The following is a 16063-nucleotide window of genomic DNA, read 5'->3' as shown; positions in this document are numbered from 1 at the left end:
CTCTATCGTCTTTCTGGAGAGAGCGCTTCTTTGATCTGCTTCATATGATGGATGTCGTGATCAATCAGTCCTTGAACATAACTTGATAACGTCAGCTCTGTTTGACCGATCAAAAAGGATGTATTCCAGCGAGATGCTTCGATTTTCTTCATTTCTTGAAGCAATTCTGTTCTGACAGCAATAAATCGTCTAATCGTCTCGCTTCTCTCTTCGTGTCTCGCCCTTTCGGCTGACTGTCGATTCATTTCATGCACATCAGGTGCCTGCGGTAACGCTTGATTGTTCCAAAATTCCTTTAGACGATCGTGTAAAATAAATTCATCCCATGGAACGAAATGTGCGATGATCTCAGCAATGCTCCACTTTCCATCAGCAATGGCTCTGCGCCATTCTTCGTCTGTTATTTCCGCTAGTGACTGTACCCATTCAAGGGTGTGTTCATAATGATCAGTAATGGATTCTTTGTTTAACGTCAAATGGTTTTCCCCCATTCTCATGCTTTTATGTTGATTGTATCAATTTTGAGAAAGATAAAAAAACACCACTTATGATGAAAAGTGGTGTTTCTTGTGTTTTCTCCGTGCATAGAGGATCGCACCAATCAAACTGATCAATGAAATCAATGCGAGAATTCTGATATAAGGCGGATAGTAGGTTAGCACAATCTCGTTTTTTCCTTTTTCTATTGGAAAACCAATAAAAGTGTAGTTGGCTTTTTCAATATCGGTTTTGTGTCCGTTCACCGTGAGCTCCCAGCCTTTTTCATATGGAACAGGCAGAATCATATAATTATCGCCGAGCTTGTTATCATATGAAATCGTAAAGCGGTTATTTTTAAGCTTTACCTGCTGGCTGCCATCATCCTGTTTTTCTTTTTCATATGCTTTCTCTAGGACGCGGTAAGGCTCTTGATACAGCTTCAGTTGATTGAGCTCATATGTCCCTTTTGGTACTCGAATGGAAAGGATCTTTTCCGCAGGGACTCGAATCGTCACTTCATTTACGCCTGTTTTGTAGATGGATGTATTGCTTTTTCGTGAGGTGACGTAGTCGTCAACGGATAACTGAAACCCTGCGTTACGGTCGGTCCGCTTCACATAAAAGCTCACATACACATCCCCTGAACGGGCCATATCATCTGGCAGTGTGATATTCAGGCCGCCTGTTTCTCCGTATACATCAAGCACGCCGTGTTCGTATATCGCCTGTTCGGTATGAATATTTGTATCCTTGACTCGATTTGGCGTGCGCTCAATTTCAGCGTTTCCTTTTTTGTCTAAAATCACACCTTGCAGCATCGCATGCTCTTTATCAAGTGCTGAGGCATTCTTTAAGGATCTTTCTGAATAAACGGTGCTCGTTGTTCTTGCAAATGGCAGCGGCCGAGTATTTTCATATACCTCATAATGCTCACTTTTCAAAATTGGCTTAAAATAAGCTGGTGGTGAGTAAGGCATCATGTTGTTTCTCATATAATACTTTCCGTAGGTCAGGCCGTATAAATTCGCCCTGTCCCCCATTGTTGCATACCGGCTGACACTTTCCCTTCCCATATCGATTTGCAGGTCATTCCAGTAGAAATTGAGCAAATGCTGATTCAATATACTTGAATACACACTCATGCCTTGAAAGCCTTCAAATAACGGGGTATTGTTTCGCACGCCGTTCATCCAATCAATACGGGCGAACGGATCTTTTGAGCGGCTTTGAATCTGCTGGATCAGCTTCATTTGCTCAGGCCCAGCATACGCTTCACTTTTCATATACGTATCTGATACTTCTTTAATATTGCTTCTTTCAGATAAGTAGCCCTGCTGATACACACCTGCTGTCAGTAAGCTAAAGACAATGAGCACAGCTGAAAAGAGACGAAGGTGCTGGCGTTTTTCCGCATGAATCCATAGGAAGAACAAGCTGATCACAAGCAGTCCTATGCCTGTAAATACAACGACATCCATGTTTCCCTTTGCTCGTTCTGAAAGGGCGACAGCGAGAAGGAATGCGATCCAGGCGCCTAAGACCGCACGCTTTTTCCACTTCCACTCGATTTGTGAGAAATGCTTGATGGTGATGGCAACGACCGCTCCAACTGTAAAGGCAAGAATGTATTCAAACCTGTACTGCGGTGCCGAAAAACCATTAAACACGCTCGCCATCTTTGGGCTAAAGTGAAAAACAATGAGCAGAATACTGATGGATGTGAACATGAAAAACCATCTGTTTCGGTAAAGCGGAACGAGGAACATACAAATCAGAAAAATCACGGGTAATAAATACACCCTGCTTGCAAACAGCAGATGATCATGCAGCTCGAACCAAGGAATGGCCTGTTCATACGGTGGTCTTACATTATTGAGAAAGCCATAAACAGACGGGATAAAAAAAGCGGCACTGATCCCAAAGGATAACAGCGTAGAGATCGCAAGCGTCCAGAACACCTTCCACCCGCGCTCCTCACTTCGCAGCTTGATCATATATCTGAAAACAAGATAGATCGCTAAAAAGATAAAATGAATATAAGCAAAGTAAAAGTTGTTGATGAGCATCAGGCTGCACGCCAAAATAAACCAAGCCGGCTTACCCGTTTTGAATATCCGTTCAACACCAAGCACAAGCAGCGGAAGCCACATCATGCTGTCGGTAAAAAACTCCCAAAATGTTTGATGCCGAAAATACACAATAGACAGTCCGTAAATTGCGGCACCTGTCAATGCACTTAGTCTATTTTGAACCATTGAAAGAAGCACACGGTAAGCGATGATTAGAATGAGCGTCAGCTTGATCACGCTCAGCCAAATCACAGCATGTGCCCAGAAATGAATGTCCGTTGACTGTATGAAATGAAGCGTATTCATCAGCCAGACGACAGCGACTGTCACCATAAAGACCGTCGACGTTGTGAAATAATACCCTAATTGCGTGTATGTACCGCCGCCTAGACCGAATTGATAGGAATAAAAGAAATTCCCTTTGACATATTCGTCGTAAAGCAGCTTTTTAAATGGGAGCATTTGCGAGATGCCGTCCCCATCTCCTGTCATGTACCGGCCTTGCGTATATTCATATAAGAAAAAGGAGTGTCCTAATAAAGCAAGAATGAGGCACATTCCAATGATTATCCATCTACGTTTCATCATCTAAATCCTTTCCACAAAAGATCCACTGTTCTTTGAAACAAAACAACCCAGCAAGCGATTCGTGCTTGCCGGTTATTTGACTCCACGTTATTTAAATAACTGTGTTAACACTCGGTCTTGTTCCTTTGAGCTTGTCTCTTGCTGCATGACATTTGATTCCTGGATCAAATAATGCGGCCTCTTTTTCGTTTCATAATAGATACGGCCAATATATTCTCCAATCACACCTAGACTCAAAAGCTGGACACCTCCGAGGAAAAGCACAGCCGATATTAAAGTGAAATAACCCGGTACCATCACGCCCGTTCTGACAATTTGAATAAAGGTGGCCACGATGTAAATCAAAGAGAGGAATAAGATCAGTATGCCAGTATAAAAACAAATACGCAGCGGGCGGTTGTTAAAAGAAATGACGCCATCTATGCCATAGTTAAATAACTTCTTCAGTGACCATTTTGTATCACCATGCTGTCTTTCTACATTTTCATAATAGATGACCTTTTCTTCAAACCCAATCCAGCAAAAAAGCCCTTTTGAAAAACGATTTCCCTCTTTCAGCTGAAGCAATGCATCGATTGCTTGGCGTGAAATTAAACGGAAATCCCCGACGCCATCACGCAAGTCCACTTCTACTACCTTGTTCATCACTTTATAGTACATGGATGCTAAGTAAGAGCGAAGCTTGCTGTCTCCTTTACGGTTCCGTTTGGCAATGACTTGATGATAGCCTTCTTCATACCCTCTGACAAAATCCTGAATCAAATACGTCGGGTGCTGCAGGTCGGCGTCCATGATGATCGCAGCTACTCCCTTCGCATATTCAAGTCCTGCCAGAATAGCGGCTTCCTTCCCAAAGTTACGCGAGAAGGAAATGTATTTGACCTTTGCACTTTTGCGAGAGAGCTCTCTCATGTATTGAAGTGTGTTGTCCTTGCTTCCATCATTCACAAAGATAATTTCAAAGTTATAATGAAAATCGCGAAACTCTTCCTCGAGTGCCTCAAAGATTCGTCTGATGTTTTCACCTTCATTGTAAGAAGGAATTATAACAGAGAGCAATTCTCGTTCCATATCGCACCTTCTCTTCACTTTTTTCACATAGTCTGTTATGTTCATTATTCCTTTTTTGTCAGAAAACGAAACCCTTTTTTATTATCCATAAATTACATGTCTCTTTAATCGTTCCATTATATCAAAGTTTTATTTCCAGTGATTTTCAGTAAGATGAATTTAATGTAATTTTAAGTTTAACCATTGTAAAAAGCCTGTAATTTCGATCACAGACTGGGTATTGTATCATAAAATTGTTTGCTTATTTATATATTTTCCTATTACTTGAAAAAGATGAGCGGGCACTTCTTTTAATGAAGCAGCCCTTTGTTCTGCCCTTGCAGATGCTCGTTTGCCTTTGATTGTTTATTTTGAAATAAATGCAGCTGCGCACCGTAGCTCTCAATCCATTCTTGGACAATCCGTTCTGTTGTTTCCTGTCCTTTATACTTGCGGCCAGCCTTTGCATAGGTCGTTTCAAAATCACTCCAAAGCAGCTCTACCCATGTACGTGCTTCGTCATATGTCAGCATATTGTTTTTTTCCATGAGTTGTTCTGTTAGTCGCTCAAAGTATTGTTCCATGTCGGTTCCTCCTTCATCTAGCAGAAAGTGCCTTTTTAAAAAAACCTCTTTTTTCATATACTACCCTTACGTCTTCAAAAGACGCAAATGATTTGTATTGTTTGGAGGGAATCGATATGCGTAATAAAGCAAAAGGCTTTCCAAATCAAGTGAATCACAAATTTGAAGGCGAACCAGGCGCCACAGATGCTTATGCGTCTAAAAGGCCGAATGGTGAGACGAATACACGTCCACAGGAACGTATGAGGGCATCAGGGAAACGCTAATTTTTCCAAAGGGAGTGCTTGAGATATGAGTTCAAATGGGAAATCGTATATGGAAGACTTTGTTCAATTAAGGACAACCGCTTACCCTCAACCATGGGCGAATGCAAAGCATTCTGCCTCTCAGGTCAACGGAGAAACGCAGCAAACGCAGCACGACATCGTACTTCAGAACAACGTCCGTAAACAGCGTTCGAAGTAAAGAAAAGGACTGATCTCTAGGATCAGTCCTTTTTCGTAAGCATTGAAATCGGCAGGGCATCTTCCTTATTTGGAGCCGATACTCTGTATCCCCACGCAAATACGCCATTTAAATATTCCACGTAAAATTGCTCGTCTGTATCTTTGATTTGATAAGTCGTTTTGGTTTGAATGAGGGCGGGATCTAATAAGTAGGCTTTGGCCATATCGATTTTCCGTTCTAAGACGGCATATTCATTGACAATGCCAAGCTGCTCAGCCTTTCGTGCTTTTTCAGAAAGAGAGGCAATTTCCTGCTTCAATTCGTATTCCGTCATCTCACTATAACGTTTTTCCATCTGTCATTCCCCTTTGTCTAAAACGTGATCAATTGTATCGAGATCAAAGCCTTTTCTGAATAAAAACTGCTTCACTTTCATCTTCTTTTCAAATGATCCGTCATATCCTACCTTGCGTTTTGCCTTCTCCAGCATATAGAGGAGGGCTTCTTCTTCCTTTTCCTCTTCTTGTCCATCATAGGCTTCTTGAAGGGCTTTATCAATGATCGCAAACGAAAATCCCTTTCGCTGAAGCTGAAGCTTGATGCGCTGCTCGATCTCTTTTGCAGAACGATTCTTTTCTTTTCTCACAAGCTTGAGAACCTGATTGACGGCTTCCTCCAGCTGTAAGTCATCAGGATATTGCGATAGCGCTTGTTCAATGGTGTCATCGTCTATCCCTTTAAGCTTTAACTCTTTTTTCAGGACGGACGGCCCTTTGCTGTTCGTTTTACGGTGGGTGCTTACATAGGCTTCCGCAAATTCAAGATCATTTACATACTTGTAATGCTTTAATTTGTGTATAATTTCACTAATAGCAGGCGCTGGAATTTCTTTTTTCGTCAAATAATCGGTCACTTCTTTCACCGATCTCATTCGGTAGGATAAATAATCGACGGCCTGCTGAAATCCTTTTTTCACAGCATCACCGAATTGAATTTCAATGATATCTGCTTCGTCCAGCTCTTTCCCTTTTTTCAAATCGTGCTGGACGAGCACATCTAGATCAACGCTAAAGGCGTACTTTTCATCAAGAAAGATGTTCACCCGCTCTGTATTGTTTTTCTGAGCGGAGATTTTTGTAATATAGGGCATCCTGTGATCACTCCTTTTTTAAAACAATCAGGATGTTTCTTCTGATTCAAAATCGTGAAAAATATAGGTATGTATATGAGAGGAGAGATGTCAATTGAATATCGCCATCACCGGAGGAACCGGTTTTATCGGCCAGCACGTCACAAAAGTGCTCGCTGCTGAAGGACATCATCTATATATTTTAACAAGAAATCCAAAGGAATCCGAACAAAATCATTTACACTATGTGCAGTGGCTGACAGAAGGTGCTGCGCCTGAGCATGAATTGCCTGCCATTGACGTCTGGATTAACCTTGCTGGAAAATCCATTTTCACCCGCTGGACAGACAAGGCAAAAGAAGGCATCCTCTCTAGCCGTATTCAATCCACACAAGAAGTGAGACGCATTATAGAAGCGCAGGAATCGAAACCATCTGTGCTCATTCAAGCTAGTGCTGTCGGAATTTATGGCACGTCTCAAACAGGAGATTTTACGGACGAATCACCTCCTGCGGATACTGATTTCTTAAGCCATACCTCAAAGCGTTGGGAAGCTGAGGGGCAAAAGATTGAAGCACTTGGCATTCGTACCGTCTACACACGCTTTGGTGTCGTGTTAGGAGAGAAAGGTACACTGCCACTGATGACTCTGCCATATAAGCTGTTTGCCGGCGGGACGATCGGCTCTGGTTCGCAATGGGTTTCATGGGTTCATGTCGAAGATGTGGCACACCTTATTGCTTATGCGATACACCATGACGACATCTCAGGTCCACTCAATGTCACATCACCGAATCCTGTGCAAATGAAGCAGCTCGGACAAACGATTGCGTCTGCCCTTCACCGCCCCCACTGGATGAAGGTCCCATCCTTTGTCATTCAAACGGCACTTGGTGAAATGTCATTACTTGTTTTAGAAGGCCAGCGTGCGCTGCCGAAAAAGGCGCTGCTTTCTTCTTATGACTTTTTGCATCCTGAACTAAAAGAAGCGATTTTGCATTCAGAGGAATAAATTTTGTCAAAAACACCCATCCTATTAGAAATGAGATGAGGGGGCGTTTTTGATGAAGAAAAAAGAACACCAGCCAACTTCAAAGCTGAAGAAAACCCAGGAAGTCCTGTATCAGCAGGAATTCAAAAAAGCAGAAAGAGCAGCAGCAGAAAAAAGAAACAAATAAGATGGATATTCCACTCCAACAAGCACATAACTAAAGTGATCTTGTAAAGGAGGGAAAGGCTTTGAAAAAAGACCAACACCAAAAATCCAATCATGAGCTTGCAGCACAAGAGACGGATGGCGAATATGTTGAATTTTCCAAAGAACTTGCAGATCCAAATGACGTAAAAGCAATGGCACGTATGAAAGCAGCCGACCAGCGCGCCAAAAAACAATAAGTAAAAAAGCAGACACTTTAGCGGTCTGCTTTTCTTTTATTGAATTTCAGTTAAAAGACTTGATGCTTTCTGACGTGATTTTTCCTCAGGCACCTCTTCTGGATAACCAATGTGAAGGATCGCAGCAAAACGCTCGTTTTCCTTTAAGCCCATGTCTTGTTGAAAGCCTTTGTCATATAAAATGCGGCCGCTCTTCCAGACCATACCGATCCCTTGATCCCACGCAAGCAGCTGGAAGTTTTGAATGAGCGCACTCACAGCGGCAAAATCATCATTTCTCACCACAGGATTCTCGTCTTCTTTTAGCACGACAAGTAAAAGCGCTGGGACCTTAGAAAAGTAATCTCTATATTGATTGATCTTTTCTTCCTTTGCATCTGGGTTGTTGCGCTGAAAGAACGCAATGAAGCGATCAACAAAAGTTGCTTTGGCCTCATCCGTCACCGCATATAGAAAGCGCCATGGCTCCGTGATTTTATGGTTCGGTGCATAGACTGCATCCTCTAATAACGGCTGAAGCTGCTCAATGGTCACCGGCGTTTCTTTGAATTTTCGAATGGATCGTCTATATCTGACAGCGTCTCGAATCGTTAACGCTTCTGTTTGTTGTTTGATTTCTGGCATATCTGTCATCCTTTCAATCAATCTTAATTGAAATTGATTCTCATTCACATTATAAACATCATTTAGGGCAATTTGCAAATGGTGTTTCCCTTCCTGTCTGCTAAAAAGTTGTTTGACTTTTTCAAGTAATGTTACAATCATATTACGTTTTAAACAAATTTTGATAAAAAAACCAGTATGATGAAATGGTTTCAGGTATTCCCATTTTGTCTGATTCGGTTATTTTGTCAAAAGGCTTTCAACCCATGATTGGAAGGGAGGCTTCTGGATGGAATGAAAATCAATATCGGGCAAATCATCAAGCTCTACCGTTATAAACAAAATATGACCCAATCTGAATTGGCAGAAGGAATTTGTTCTGTCTCTCATTTAAGTAAAATCGAAAATGGCTCAAAGGAGGCCAATCAAGATACCATCAATTTACTGCTTGAACGGCTGGGCATCAGTCAAGAAACGCTGTCACAAAAGGCGCGTCACCTGCTGTCACTCTTGGACGAGTTTCAAATGAATATGTATTTCTATGCACTCGATCAGGCAGAACAAAATGCAGAAATGATCATTCAGCACGAGGAGCAGTTCTTTTCGCTGGATTTAGGCATTCAGTATCATCTGTCCTTATTTCAATTTTATTTATTAACGGACAAACAGCCGCTTGCCTTAAAAACACACCGCGTGCTTAAAAAGTTTGAAAAAACCTTTATTGAAACAGAAAAAGAAATTTTCGAATATTTAGATGGCATTCATCTAATAAAAAATGGTCAGCTTGAAGAAGGCTTAAAAAAACTTGAGAGCTGCTTTTCTTACGCGTCTGTTGAACAAAGTGACCTATATTATCACTATGCAAAAGCACTCGGAAATATGGGACATCTTGGTGATGCGCTTGAAGCGACACATCAAGCGATGGATTTATATAGACAAAAGAACAATTTCAAGCGGATTATTCACTGTACACTCATTCATGGCGTGATCTCACTGGAACTAAAAGCCTTTCAAACGGCGAAGAAATATTTAAAAGAAGTGATTTTGCACACGTCCCTTTATCCTGATGCCTATATTAAAATGACGGCTTATTTTTATTACGGGGTGCTCTTAAAACGTGAAGGCGATTTCTCTTCAGCTGTGCCTTATTTACTAGATTCACTCAATTACTTTAATCAAGAACAGATAGAAGACCGTTACTGTGAAACATTGTATGAAATTGCGACATTATATGCTGAATACGACCGCAAAAAGGCACTTCCCTACATACACGAGCTCTTAAAACAGCCTCGTATTCAGCCAAATTGTTTATATATGATCAAAATCTATAAATTGATGATTGAGGAAAACCCTCTTGATTTGAAAACCTATTTGATCGAAGCAGCCCTTCCTTACTTTAAACAAAATGAGCTGCACAGTGAGTACTTGTTTGCTCTTAGAACCTTGCTTTCCTATGCGGCTTCTGAGCTTGACGAACGTGCATATATGTCCTATACGAGAACGCTGCTTGATCACTTAGCATCATATGTTCCCTATTACAAAAAAGCATGACCTTCTGCCGATCGAAGGTCATGCTTTTCCAATTCATTAAATGGTCTTCTGTTGATCTGTACCAGGACGAGTGACTTGTTTGACAGAATGAATGTACCGTTTTCTCGCAAAATAATCATACGCATGCTGTCCAAAGCCTAACCAAATGCTGAGCACGATGAATGGGACCGTTCCCCATAATGCAGGGATATTGCAGGCAATTCGCAGCCACGTATAGATCCCCGAATTTTTTTGGTTTTTGGCTAAGGAAATAGACACGATTCGTTTTTCTGCCTTCTCTTCACTTATTTTGTTCAGCTTGAGCAGTTGCGAATGCCTAAAGGATTCAAAATGAATACGGTTCTTCCAATCGAGAGCTTTCAACAAGTCAATCGCTTTTGCACATGAAGGACTTTGCCCGTCATAAAACACAAGCAGCCTAAGTGATTTGATGGAACGCTGTTCTCTTTTTTTCGATTCAGCGAGCTTCTTTTTTTCTTGATCGAGATAAATGATTTTTTTCATAGATTGATCGCCAGCCCTTTTCCGTCATTTGTTTTTTAGTTCGTTCAAAGGAGATTACAACTAGATTACTATAGTTGCTGGGCCTCTTGTATTGGGAAAAAGCAAACCAACGTGCGTTATATGAGCCTTTAGATAAGGGCAAAATTGAGGTTTTCATGGCACATATGAGGTTTTTCAACTAAAAATGGTTGGGAAAATCGTGATGCTTTGCGGTTTTCTGCGGTTTTTTGTAGAATTCTGCGGTTTTTCTACATCTTTATGCGGTGTTTTGTAGGTGAGACGCAAAAACAAGATAAAAAAAGACTACTTCCCGTTGCGGCGAAGTAGTCTTTTGGTTTATATTTTTTCCAAAACTTCTACTATTTCTTTCTCAATATCTTTCCATAAGTAACGATCTGTCGTATAGTGATGTGCGGCTTCTTTCGCAAATACTTGAAAAGCTTCTTCAAAATCAGGTGCATCCTTGTCTGGTTTTTTCTCATCAACAAAGCGCTGTGCTTCTGTTGAGCGTGGCCCCCATTTTCCTACTTCATTCCCGTCCTGATCAATGATCACGATAATCGGAATCGATCTTGCGGTCCCGTTCGTTAAATACTGATCCATCAGATCTAGATGCTCGTCCCGAATGAAATAGCGCGCATCAATGAGTGCTTCACTCGCGATACGCATGAAAATTGGTACATTGACCATCGCATCCCCGCACCAATCCGCTGTGATGACAAGCGATCTGAGCTTTTTCTTTTGCAGCTTTTGAAGCAGCTCTTTTTCTTTTTGATGAATTGCGTACTGATTGTACACCGTGAGCAGATTTTCTCGGTTTTTCTCCATGTTGTGTACATATGTACGTTCAGTTAATCCCTTTGTAAACCATTCATTTAATGTCATATTTACATCCCCCTTACCCTTCAACTTTACCACTTTTGCTATTCTTTTGTCTAAAAAAACCTTCACCTAGTGAAAGGTAAAGGTTTTTGATCTATGGACGCCGGTTGCGATTTGGGTCCATCCCAATCAGCTTGGTGACAAGCACCATTGTGACAGGTAATGATGTATTCTTTTTATACGCTAAATATTTTCCGCGCCACTCGGGTTTATATTTCTGTTTAAACGACCTTAATCCGCTGAAGCTGTACATAAATCTGACGTTGTTGAAAATGACACTCGCCAAACGCTCCGTGAGGAAGGACTGATGAAACGTCCCTACATTTGATAAAGGCGCCATTCCCATGTTAAAGGATTTGTAGCCTTTTTCTTTCGCCCATTGAAACAGGTGGATAAACAGCGCATCCATCATCCCGTTCGGTGCATCATGCATATGACGCATTAAGTCGATGGAAATCTCCCCTTCTTGATACATCGGCATTAGTGACACAAAAGAAATGATCTCCCCTTGTTCATCCTTCAGAATCGCAACCGGTGCTTTTTGAAGATAATCTTCTTGAAAATAGCCGAGCGAAAATCCTTTTTCTTTTTTCTTTCCGAGCCAGCTGTCAGAAATCTGTTTTAAGGTTGAAATGAACTCATCTGAAAAAGGCGGTTCCAGCATTTCAAACGTATAGCCTTCTCGTTCAAACTTATTGGCCACAGCCCGTAAATTTGATTTTTTCTTACCGGAGAGAGAGAACGTTTCTAAATCGACCATGGCTTCTTCTCCAAGCTTAAAGAAATGAAAGCCTAAGTCATGATAAAGTGCCATTCCTTCCCGTTCTACTTGATAAAAAGCGACGCGATAGCCTGCTTTTTCGGTCTGCTGTAAAAACTCTTCAAGCACAAGTGGATAGGACGCTTTACGTCCAGAGGGATCTCCGAGCACAATGACGCAGCGCCCAATTCGTCCAAATTGAAGCATCGCCTCTCCATCACTTGAGAAAAATAATTTTTTATCGCCTAAAAAGCCAAGATGACTGAGGGCATTTCCGCCCTTTTCCTCTAAAAACGTTTTTAATTTTTCCTCATCTGCTATTTCTCCAATAGGAAATGCTTTTTTATTAAAAATCAATTTACTAATGAAAAAGAAAAGTGGTACACCGATGAGAGCAATCATGCTCGTCATCGTGATATGCCGTTCATTATGCACCAGGTAATCCTTACTCAAGAAATGCCCAATTTTTGTCCAAATAAAGTTGCCGATGACATTATAGTTAAACAGCACGAGTAAATATCCAGCGGCGGCCGCCACAAACTGATACAACGAATAAGGGGCCTGCTGCTTCACAAATTGATTTCGAAGAGAGAAAAATACAGCCATGATGACTGGCAGAATAAAGATGAGACTCAGGTTAAATCCTTTTAACAAAGTAAACACAAAGCCGCCTGCTAGGGCGATCATCGTCAGCACGTACGATCTTTTTGTTCGTTTATACACTTCAATGGACAATATCATCAGAATGATTCCGAACATTAAAGAAAGACCATTAAATCCTGATAACAGAAAACGTGGAATGCTGGTAATCACACCTAATCGATCGACAGGAAGCACAACAGACGCCATGATGAGCAAGCCGCTTCCGAAGGTTAAAATTGATAATGATCCGTACAATAAACGGATTAATAAAGCACGGTGCAACACAATTAAGACGTTCGTTGTTTCTATGGCAGGTGCCATTCTCGGATTGCCTTCAAGACGTCTAAGCGTCGTTCCCGTTAAATCGTAAGCAGCTAGACAAAGCCCAAGGATAAACGGGAAGATCGAGTACACGAAGCGGTACAAAACGAGCGCCGTCAGCACCATCTCTTTATCAAACCCAATGTACTGCATGCTGAGTAAAAAGATGAGATCAAACGAACCAAATCCGCCCGGAACCATACTGATTAAACCGCCGATTGACGCAATCGCAAATACGCCTAATACAATCCGGACATCGACGTTCATCCCCATAGAGACGACAGCCATGTACATGACAAGACCAGCTGCCAGCCATTCTAAAAACGATGCACCGATATAAGCGTAAATCGGATGCTTCAGTCCACTTTCGCCGCTCTCAATCGAGCTTTTTCGAACGGACGCCATAATGATGTAAATGGGCACAATACAGGCAAAGATAATAACAAAAGCCCATAGCCACGGCTCTTGGCTGATAATACTTTCAACAGGAAGCACCCTCACCAAGATCAGATCACTGAAAATAGATAAACCCAAAAGGACCGAGGAAGTCAAAAGGGCAATGCCTTTCAGCAGTTTTTTCGTATCGGTTATGTACTCCTTGTATAGAAGCGTTCTAAGCCCTGCTCCTGAAAGACCGCCGAACCCAAGGACACTGTTAAAGGAGTTCGCAATCCAGGAAATGCGAATCGTTTTCCAGCCGCTGATGGGCATATTAAGGTTTCTTCGTAAAATAAAATCATATAAGGACATCGATAACACTGCGACAAGTCCAAGAAAGACAAGAATAAACAAGTCCATTCGATTCAAGCTGTCAATAATATAAAATGTCTTTTTAATGGAAAGGCCGCTCAGCTCCTGCTTGGCGACAAAAATTAAGACAAGGATGATCACGATCGGAAAAAGCATTTTTAAGATCGTCAAACCCGTTTTTTTGTTCCACATGTTTTCCCCAACTTTCTAGGTTGCTTCATTTATTTAGACTGAACATTATTATACAACAAATACCACTTGATTCATGCAGTTTAACATTCAAAAGCTTGACGAACCTTTCAATTAGAAGTAAAAATCAGTAGTATAGAGAAAAGAGCCGCTTAAAGGAAGTGAACAAGCGTGGAATATAATATTCATGACACCACTGTATTAAAAGAAGAGATTCTATCTCCAGAGGAAAAAAAGACATGGGTGCTTTATATGAAAGTACTCACAGCTGCAGGTCTTGGAGATGTTTCAGAATGGATGAAGCTCGATATGAGTATGCCTCAAATGAAGGTGCTCATGCTGCTCAATAACCATGGCTCTCTCAAAGTATCCGAAATCGCTGAAAAAATGGGCGCGTCTTTGTCCAATATGACAGGTCTGCTTGACCGGTTAGAACAGTCTCACTTTGTTGAGCGAAAGCACTCTGAGCGTGACCGGAGAATCATTGTCGTAGAACTAACGGAGGAAGCGAAAAATATTTTCAGAAGCATTTATCAAAAAGGACACGAAAAAATCAAAAATTCCCTGCAACGACTCAATGACGAGGAAAAAGAAAAAGTCAACGAAGGTCTAGCTATTTTAGAAAAAGCACTGCGTCCTGAACGCGGCTAAACATGAAAAGGAAAAAAGACGGTCACTTGAGATCCGTCTTTTTTAGTTCTTCTTCTACTTGTTTATCTGAGAGGATAAACGTTTTTTGAATAACTCCCCTGTCATCCCATAAAAGGTAGTTGGTGGAGGGCATGATTTAAGTTGTAAGGTCTGTAAAAGTACTGATGAGATACAGAAGAAGTATTCCAAACATTTAAGAGTAAGTTAGATCGTTATAAGAAGTCATATAAAAACGAATAAAAGAATTGAGTTTTCCAGGCAGAAGAAATGTTATTCATCTTGCTAATTCCCTATTTATTAGTGAGGTGTATTTATGGCAGAAAGAGATCATTATAAAAATTTGTTGATAAAACTCTGTGAAGATCAGGGAATATCAACTCGTAAACCTAAATTTGAACAAGTTGAAAGTTTGATTCTTATTAATCTTAAGAATCAATTAAAAGAAGGAGTTGACTTGGAATGTTTTAAGGTTTTAAACCTGATCCATCAAACAGTCTCACCCTTTGGAATAAAATTTGACCAACAGCTTACTTTGTATCCTGGTGGAAATCGTTTGGACAGAGTGACAGTTTCTTTTGATAAAGATGATTACGAGCTGACCGGTGACACGAAATGATTTTTGAAGGTGGTGTGTGCAATAGTTTTGATTTTTAAGGAAGTTCAAAAAATAAACTTCCGGGCAATACCAGGAATGGGGTCCCGCCAACCAAATGACATAAAACCCACGCTAAGGGGTACCGCCAGAATTTCGGAAAAAAACATGCTAAGAGTATGCAAGATTTTATACAACTTTTAAGATAATCAAGTAACAAACAAGGACCCTAAAACCGCGCCAGATAGGAATGTATAAAAAAATGCATAGATTTATAGAACAAAAAAAGGGGGTCCCTTGTGAGAGTAGGGTTCCTCCTCTATATTTGCTACCGTTAAATGAGACGTTATGTTAATTAGGTTTGTATAAAGTATTCATGTTTTCCTTAGAATAAGATCAAATAATAATTTAAATTAATATATAGCCATATAAATTATTACCATTTGAAGAATCGCAAATAAATATATTGCATAGAAAGCTTGAATTGAAATTTTATTCATATAATAGGCAATAATCATACATACTGGAGAAATAAAAAGTCCGTTATATTTTTTTACAATTAAATCAGACTCATTCCATCCATTAAAATGTATCGGAATTTCGTTATAACTAAACGGATAAGCTAAGATAGAAATTAAAAATGTTAATACAATAACTGCTAAAAGAACTTTATTGTTAAATAACCAATACATATCTCTCCTTACCCACCAAAAAATCATTATAATTAATTATAGAATGTTAATATATCATTTGTAAAATATGTATTTTAATTTATAACCCTCAAAGTAATTAATGACAAAAATGCACTTCCAATAACGAATTTTATGTAAATAAGCTGTCCATATGGACGGCTTATTGTATGTTTTTGCTTAACGT

General features: G+C 40.5%; 19 protein-coding genes. 8 read left to right on the top strand and 11 right to left on the bottom strand.

The genetic code is table 11. The features are described from left to right. Positions 1-2 precede the first annotated feature (2 nt). The 4 genes from MKZ03_RS04000 to MKZ03_RS03985 all read right to left on the bottom strand — a co-directional run bounded on the left by MKZ03_RS04000 (position 3) and on the right by MKZ03_RS03985 (position 4771). On the bottom strand, positions 3-497 hold the full coding sequence (locus MKZ03_RS04000; protein ID WP_445662023.1) for a DinB family protein: 495 nt from the start codon (positions 495-497) through the stop codon (positions 3-5). Positions 498-545: 48 nt separating this feature from the next. Next, positions 546-3137 (bottom strand): YfhO family protein, encoded by a 2592-nt coding sequence (locus MKZ03_RS03995; RefSeq protein WP_341031012.1) that lies wholly within the window; start codon positions 3135-3137, stop codon positions 546-548. Positions 3138-3224: 87 nt separating this feature from the next. After that, positions 3225-4208 (bottom strand): glycosyltransferase family 2 protein, encoded by a 984-nt coding sequence (locus MKZ03_RS03990; RefSeq protein WP_034665005.1) that lies wholly within the window; start codon positions 4206-4208, stop codon positions 3225-3227. 290 nt (positions 4209-4498) lie between these two features. Continuing rightward, positions 4499-4771 (bottom strand): YfhJ family protein, encoded by a 273-nt coding sequence (locus MKZ03_RS03985; RefSeq protein ID WP_106051563.1) that lies wholly within the window; start codon positions 4769-4771, stop codon positions 4499-4501. Positions 4772-4887: 116 nt separating this feature from the next. On the opposite strand from MKZ03_RS03985, the gene MKZ03_RS03980 reads away from it, so the two are divergent. Then, complete coding sequence (locus MKZ03_RS03980) at positions 4888-5037, top strand: small, acid-soluble spore protein K (RefSeq protein WP_003217849.1); 150 nt, start codon at positions 4888-4890, stop codon at positions 5035-5037. 25 nt (positions 5038-5062) lie between these two features. Next, positions 5063-5236 (top strand): YpzG family protein, encoded by a 174-nt coding sequence (locus MKZ03_RS03975; RefSeq protein ID WP_003217811.1) that lies wholly within the window; start codon positions 5063-5065, stop codon positions 5234-5236. Positions 5237-5258: 22 nt separating this feature from the next. On the opposite strand, the gene MKZ03_RS03970 is transcribed toward MKZ03_RS03975, so the two are convergent. Further along, on the bottom strand, positions 5259-5573 hold the full coding sequence (locus MKZ03_RS03970) for a YfhH family protein (protein WP_060595807.1): 315 nt from the start codon (positions 5571-5573) through the stop codon (positions 5259-5261). Positions 5574-5576: 3 nt separating this feature from the next. Then, positions 5577-6368, bottom strand: a complete 792-nt coding sequence (gene recX, locus MKZ03_RS03965; RefSeq protein ID WP_060595806.1) for a recombination regulator RecX — start codon at positions 6366-6368, stop codon at positions 5577-5579. Between the two features lie 94 nt (positions 6369-6462). Between recX and MKZ03_RS03960 the strand changes: the two genes are divergently transcribed. The 3 genes from MKZ03_RS03960 to MKZ03_RS03950 all read left to right on the top strand — a co-directional run bounded on the left by MKZ03_RS03960 (position 6463) and on the right by MKZ03_RS03950 (position 7742). Beyond that, positions 6463-7359 (top strand): TIGR01777 family oxidoreductase, encoded by an 897-nt coding sequence (locus MKZ03_RS03960; protein ID WP_341031007.1) that lies wholly within the window; start codon positions 6463-6465, stop codon positions 7357-7359. Between the two features lie 52 nt (positions 7360-7411). Continuing rightward, positions 7412-7525 (top strand): YfhE family protein, encoded by a 114-nt coding sequence (locus MKZ03_RS03955; protein WP_080869592.1) that lies wholly within the window; start codon positions 7412-7414, stop codon positions 7523-7525. A gap of 61 nt (positions 7526-7586) precedes the next feature. After that, entirely contained in the window at positions 7587-7742 is a 156-nt protein-coding gene (locus tag MKZ03_RS03950; protein ID WP_034665021.1) for a YfhD family protein, read from the top strand. A gap of 36 nt (positions 7743-7778) precedes the next feature. On the opposite strand, the gene MKZ03_RS03945 is transcribed toward MKZ03_RS03950, so the two are convergent. Continuing rightward, positions 7779-8366 carry a nitroreductase family protein gene (locus MKZ03_RS03945; protein WP_223256567.1) on the bottom strand — a complete coding sequence of 196 codons (588 nt, stop codon included), beginning with the start codon at positions 8364-8366 and terminating at the stop codon, positions 7779-7781. A 273-nt stretch (positions 8367-8639) separates the two neighbouring features. Here MKZ03_RS03945 and MKZ03_RS03940 point away from each other — a divergent pair, with 273 nt between their 5' ends. After that, entirely contained in the window at positions 8640-9896 is a 1257-nt protein-coding gene (locus MKZ03_RS03940) for a transcriptional regulator (protein WP_334750867.1), read from the top strand. Positions 9897-9932: 36 nt separating this feature from the next. On the opposite strand, the gene MKZ03_RS03935 is transcribed toward MKZ03_RS03940, so the two are convergent. From MKZ03_RS03935 to mprF, 3 genes are all read right to left on the bottom strand, one after another. Beyond that, positions 9933-10400, bottom strand: coding sequence for a thiol-disulfide oxidoreductase DCC family protein (locus MKZ03_RS03935; protein ID WP_066031146.1), 468 nt, complete (start codon positions 10398-10400; stop codon positions 9933-9935). A 336-nt stretch (positions 10401-10736) separates the two neighbouring features. After that, the gene (locus MKZ03_RS03930) at positions 10737-11285 is read right to left on the bottom strand and encodes a thioredoxin family protein (RefSeq protein WP_341031002.1); all 549 of its coding nucleotides are present in this window, start codon (positions 11283-11285) and stop codon (positions 10737-10739) included. A gap of 91 nt (positions 11286-11376) precedes the next feature. Continuing rightward, on the bottom strand, positions 11377-13947 hold the full coding sequence (mprF, locus tag MKZ03_RS03925) for a bifunctional lysylphosphatidylglycerol flippase/synthetase MprF (RefSeq protein ID WP_341030999.1): 2571 nt from the start codon (positions 13945-13947) through the stop codon (positions 11377-11379). 168 nt (positions 13948-14115) lie between these two features. On the opposite strand from mprF, the gene MKZ03_RS03920 reads away from it, so the two are divergent. Both MKZ03_RS03920 and MKZ03_RS03915 read left to right on the top strand, forming a co-directional pair. Continuing rightward, positions 14116-14595 (top strand): MarR family transcriptional regulator, encoded by a 480-nt coding sequence (locus MKZ03_RS03920; RefSeq protein ID WP_003217817.1) that lies wholly within the window; start codon positions 14116-14118, stop codon positions 14593-14595. 313 nt (positions 14596-14908) lie between these two features. Next, on the top strand, positions 14909-15211 hold the full coding sequence (locus tag MKZ03_RS03915) for a hypothetical protein (protein WP_095286102.1): 303 nt from the start codon (positions 14909-14911) through the stop codon (positions 15209-15211). A 389-nt stretch (positions 15212-15600) separates the two neighbouring features. Here MKZ03_RS03915 and MKZ03_RS18965 read toward each other — a convergent pair whose 3' ends face one another. Next, positions 15601-15879 (bottom strand): DUF1648 domain-containing protein, encoded by a 279-nt coding sequence (locus MKZ03_RS18965; RefSeq protein ID WP_307499319.1) that lies wholly within the window; start codon positions 15877-15879, stop codon positions 15601-15603. Positions 15880-16063: the final 184 nt, after the last annotated feature.

Source organism: Bacillus sp. FSL R5-0431 (assembly GCF_038002985.1).
GTDB lineage: Bacteria > Bacillota > Bacilli > Bacillales > Bacillaceae > Bacillus.
Note: the sequence above shows the minus strand (reverse complement) of the source record. Positions and strands in the feature narration are given on the sequence as shown.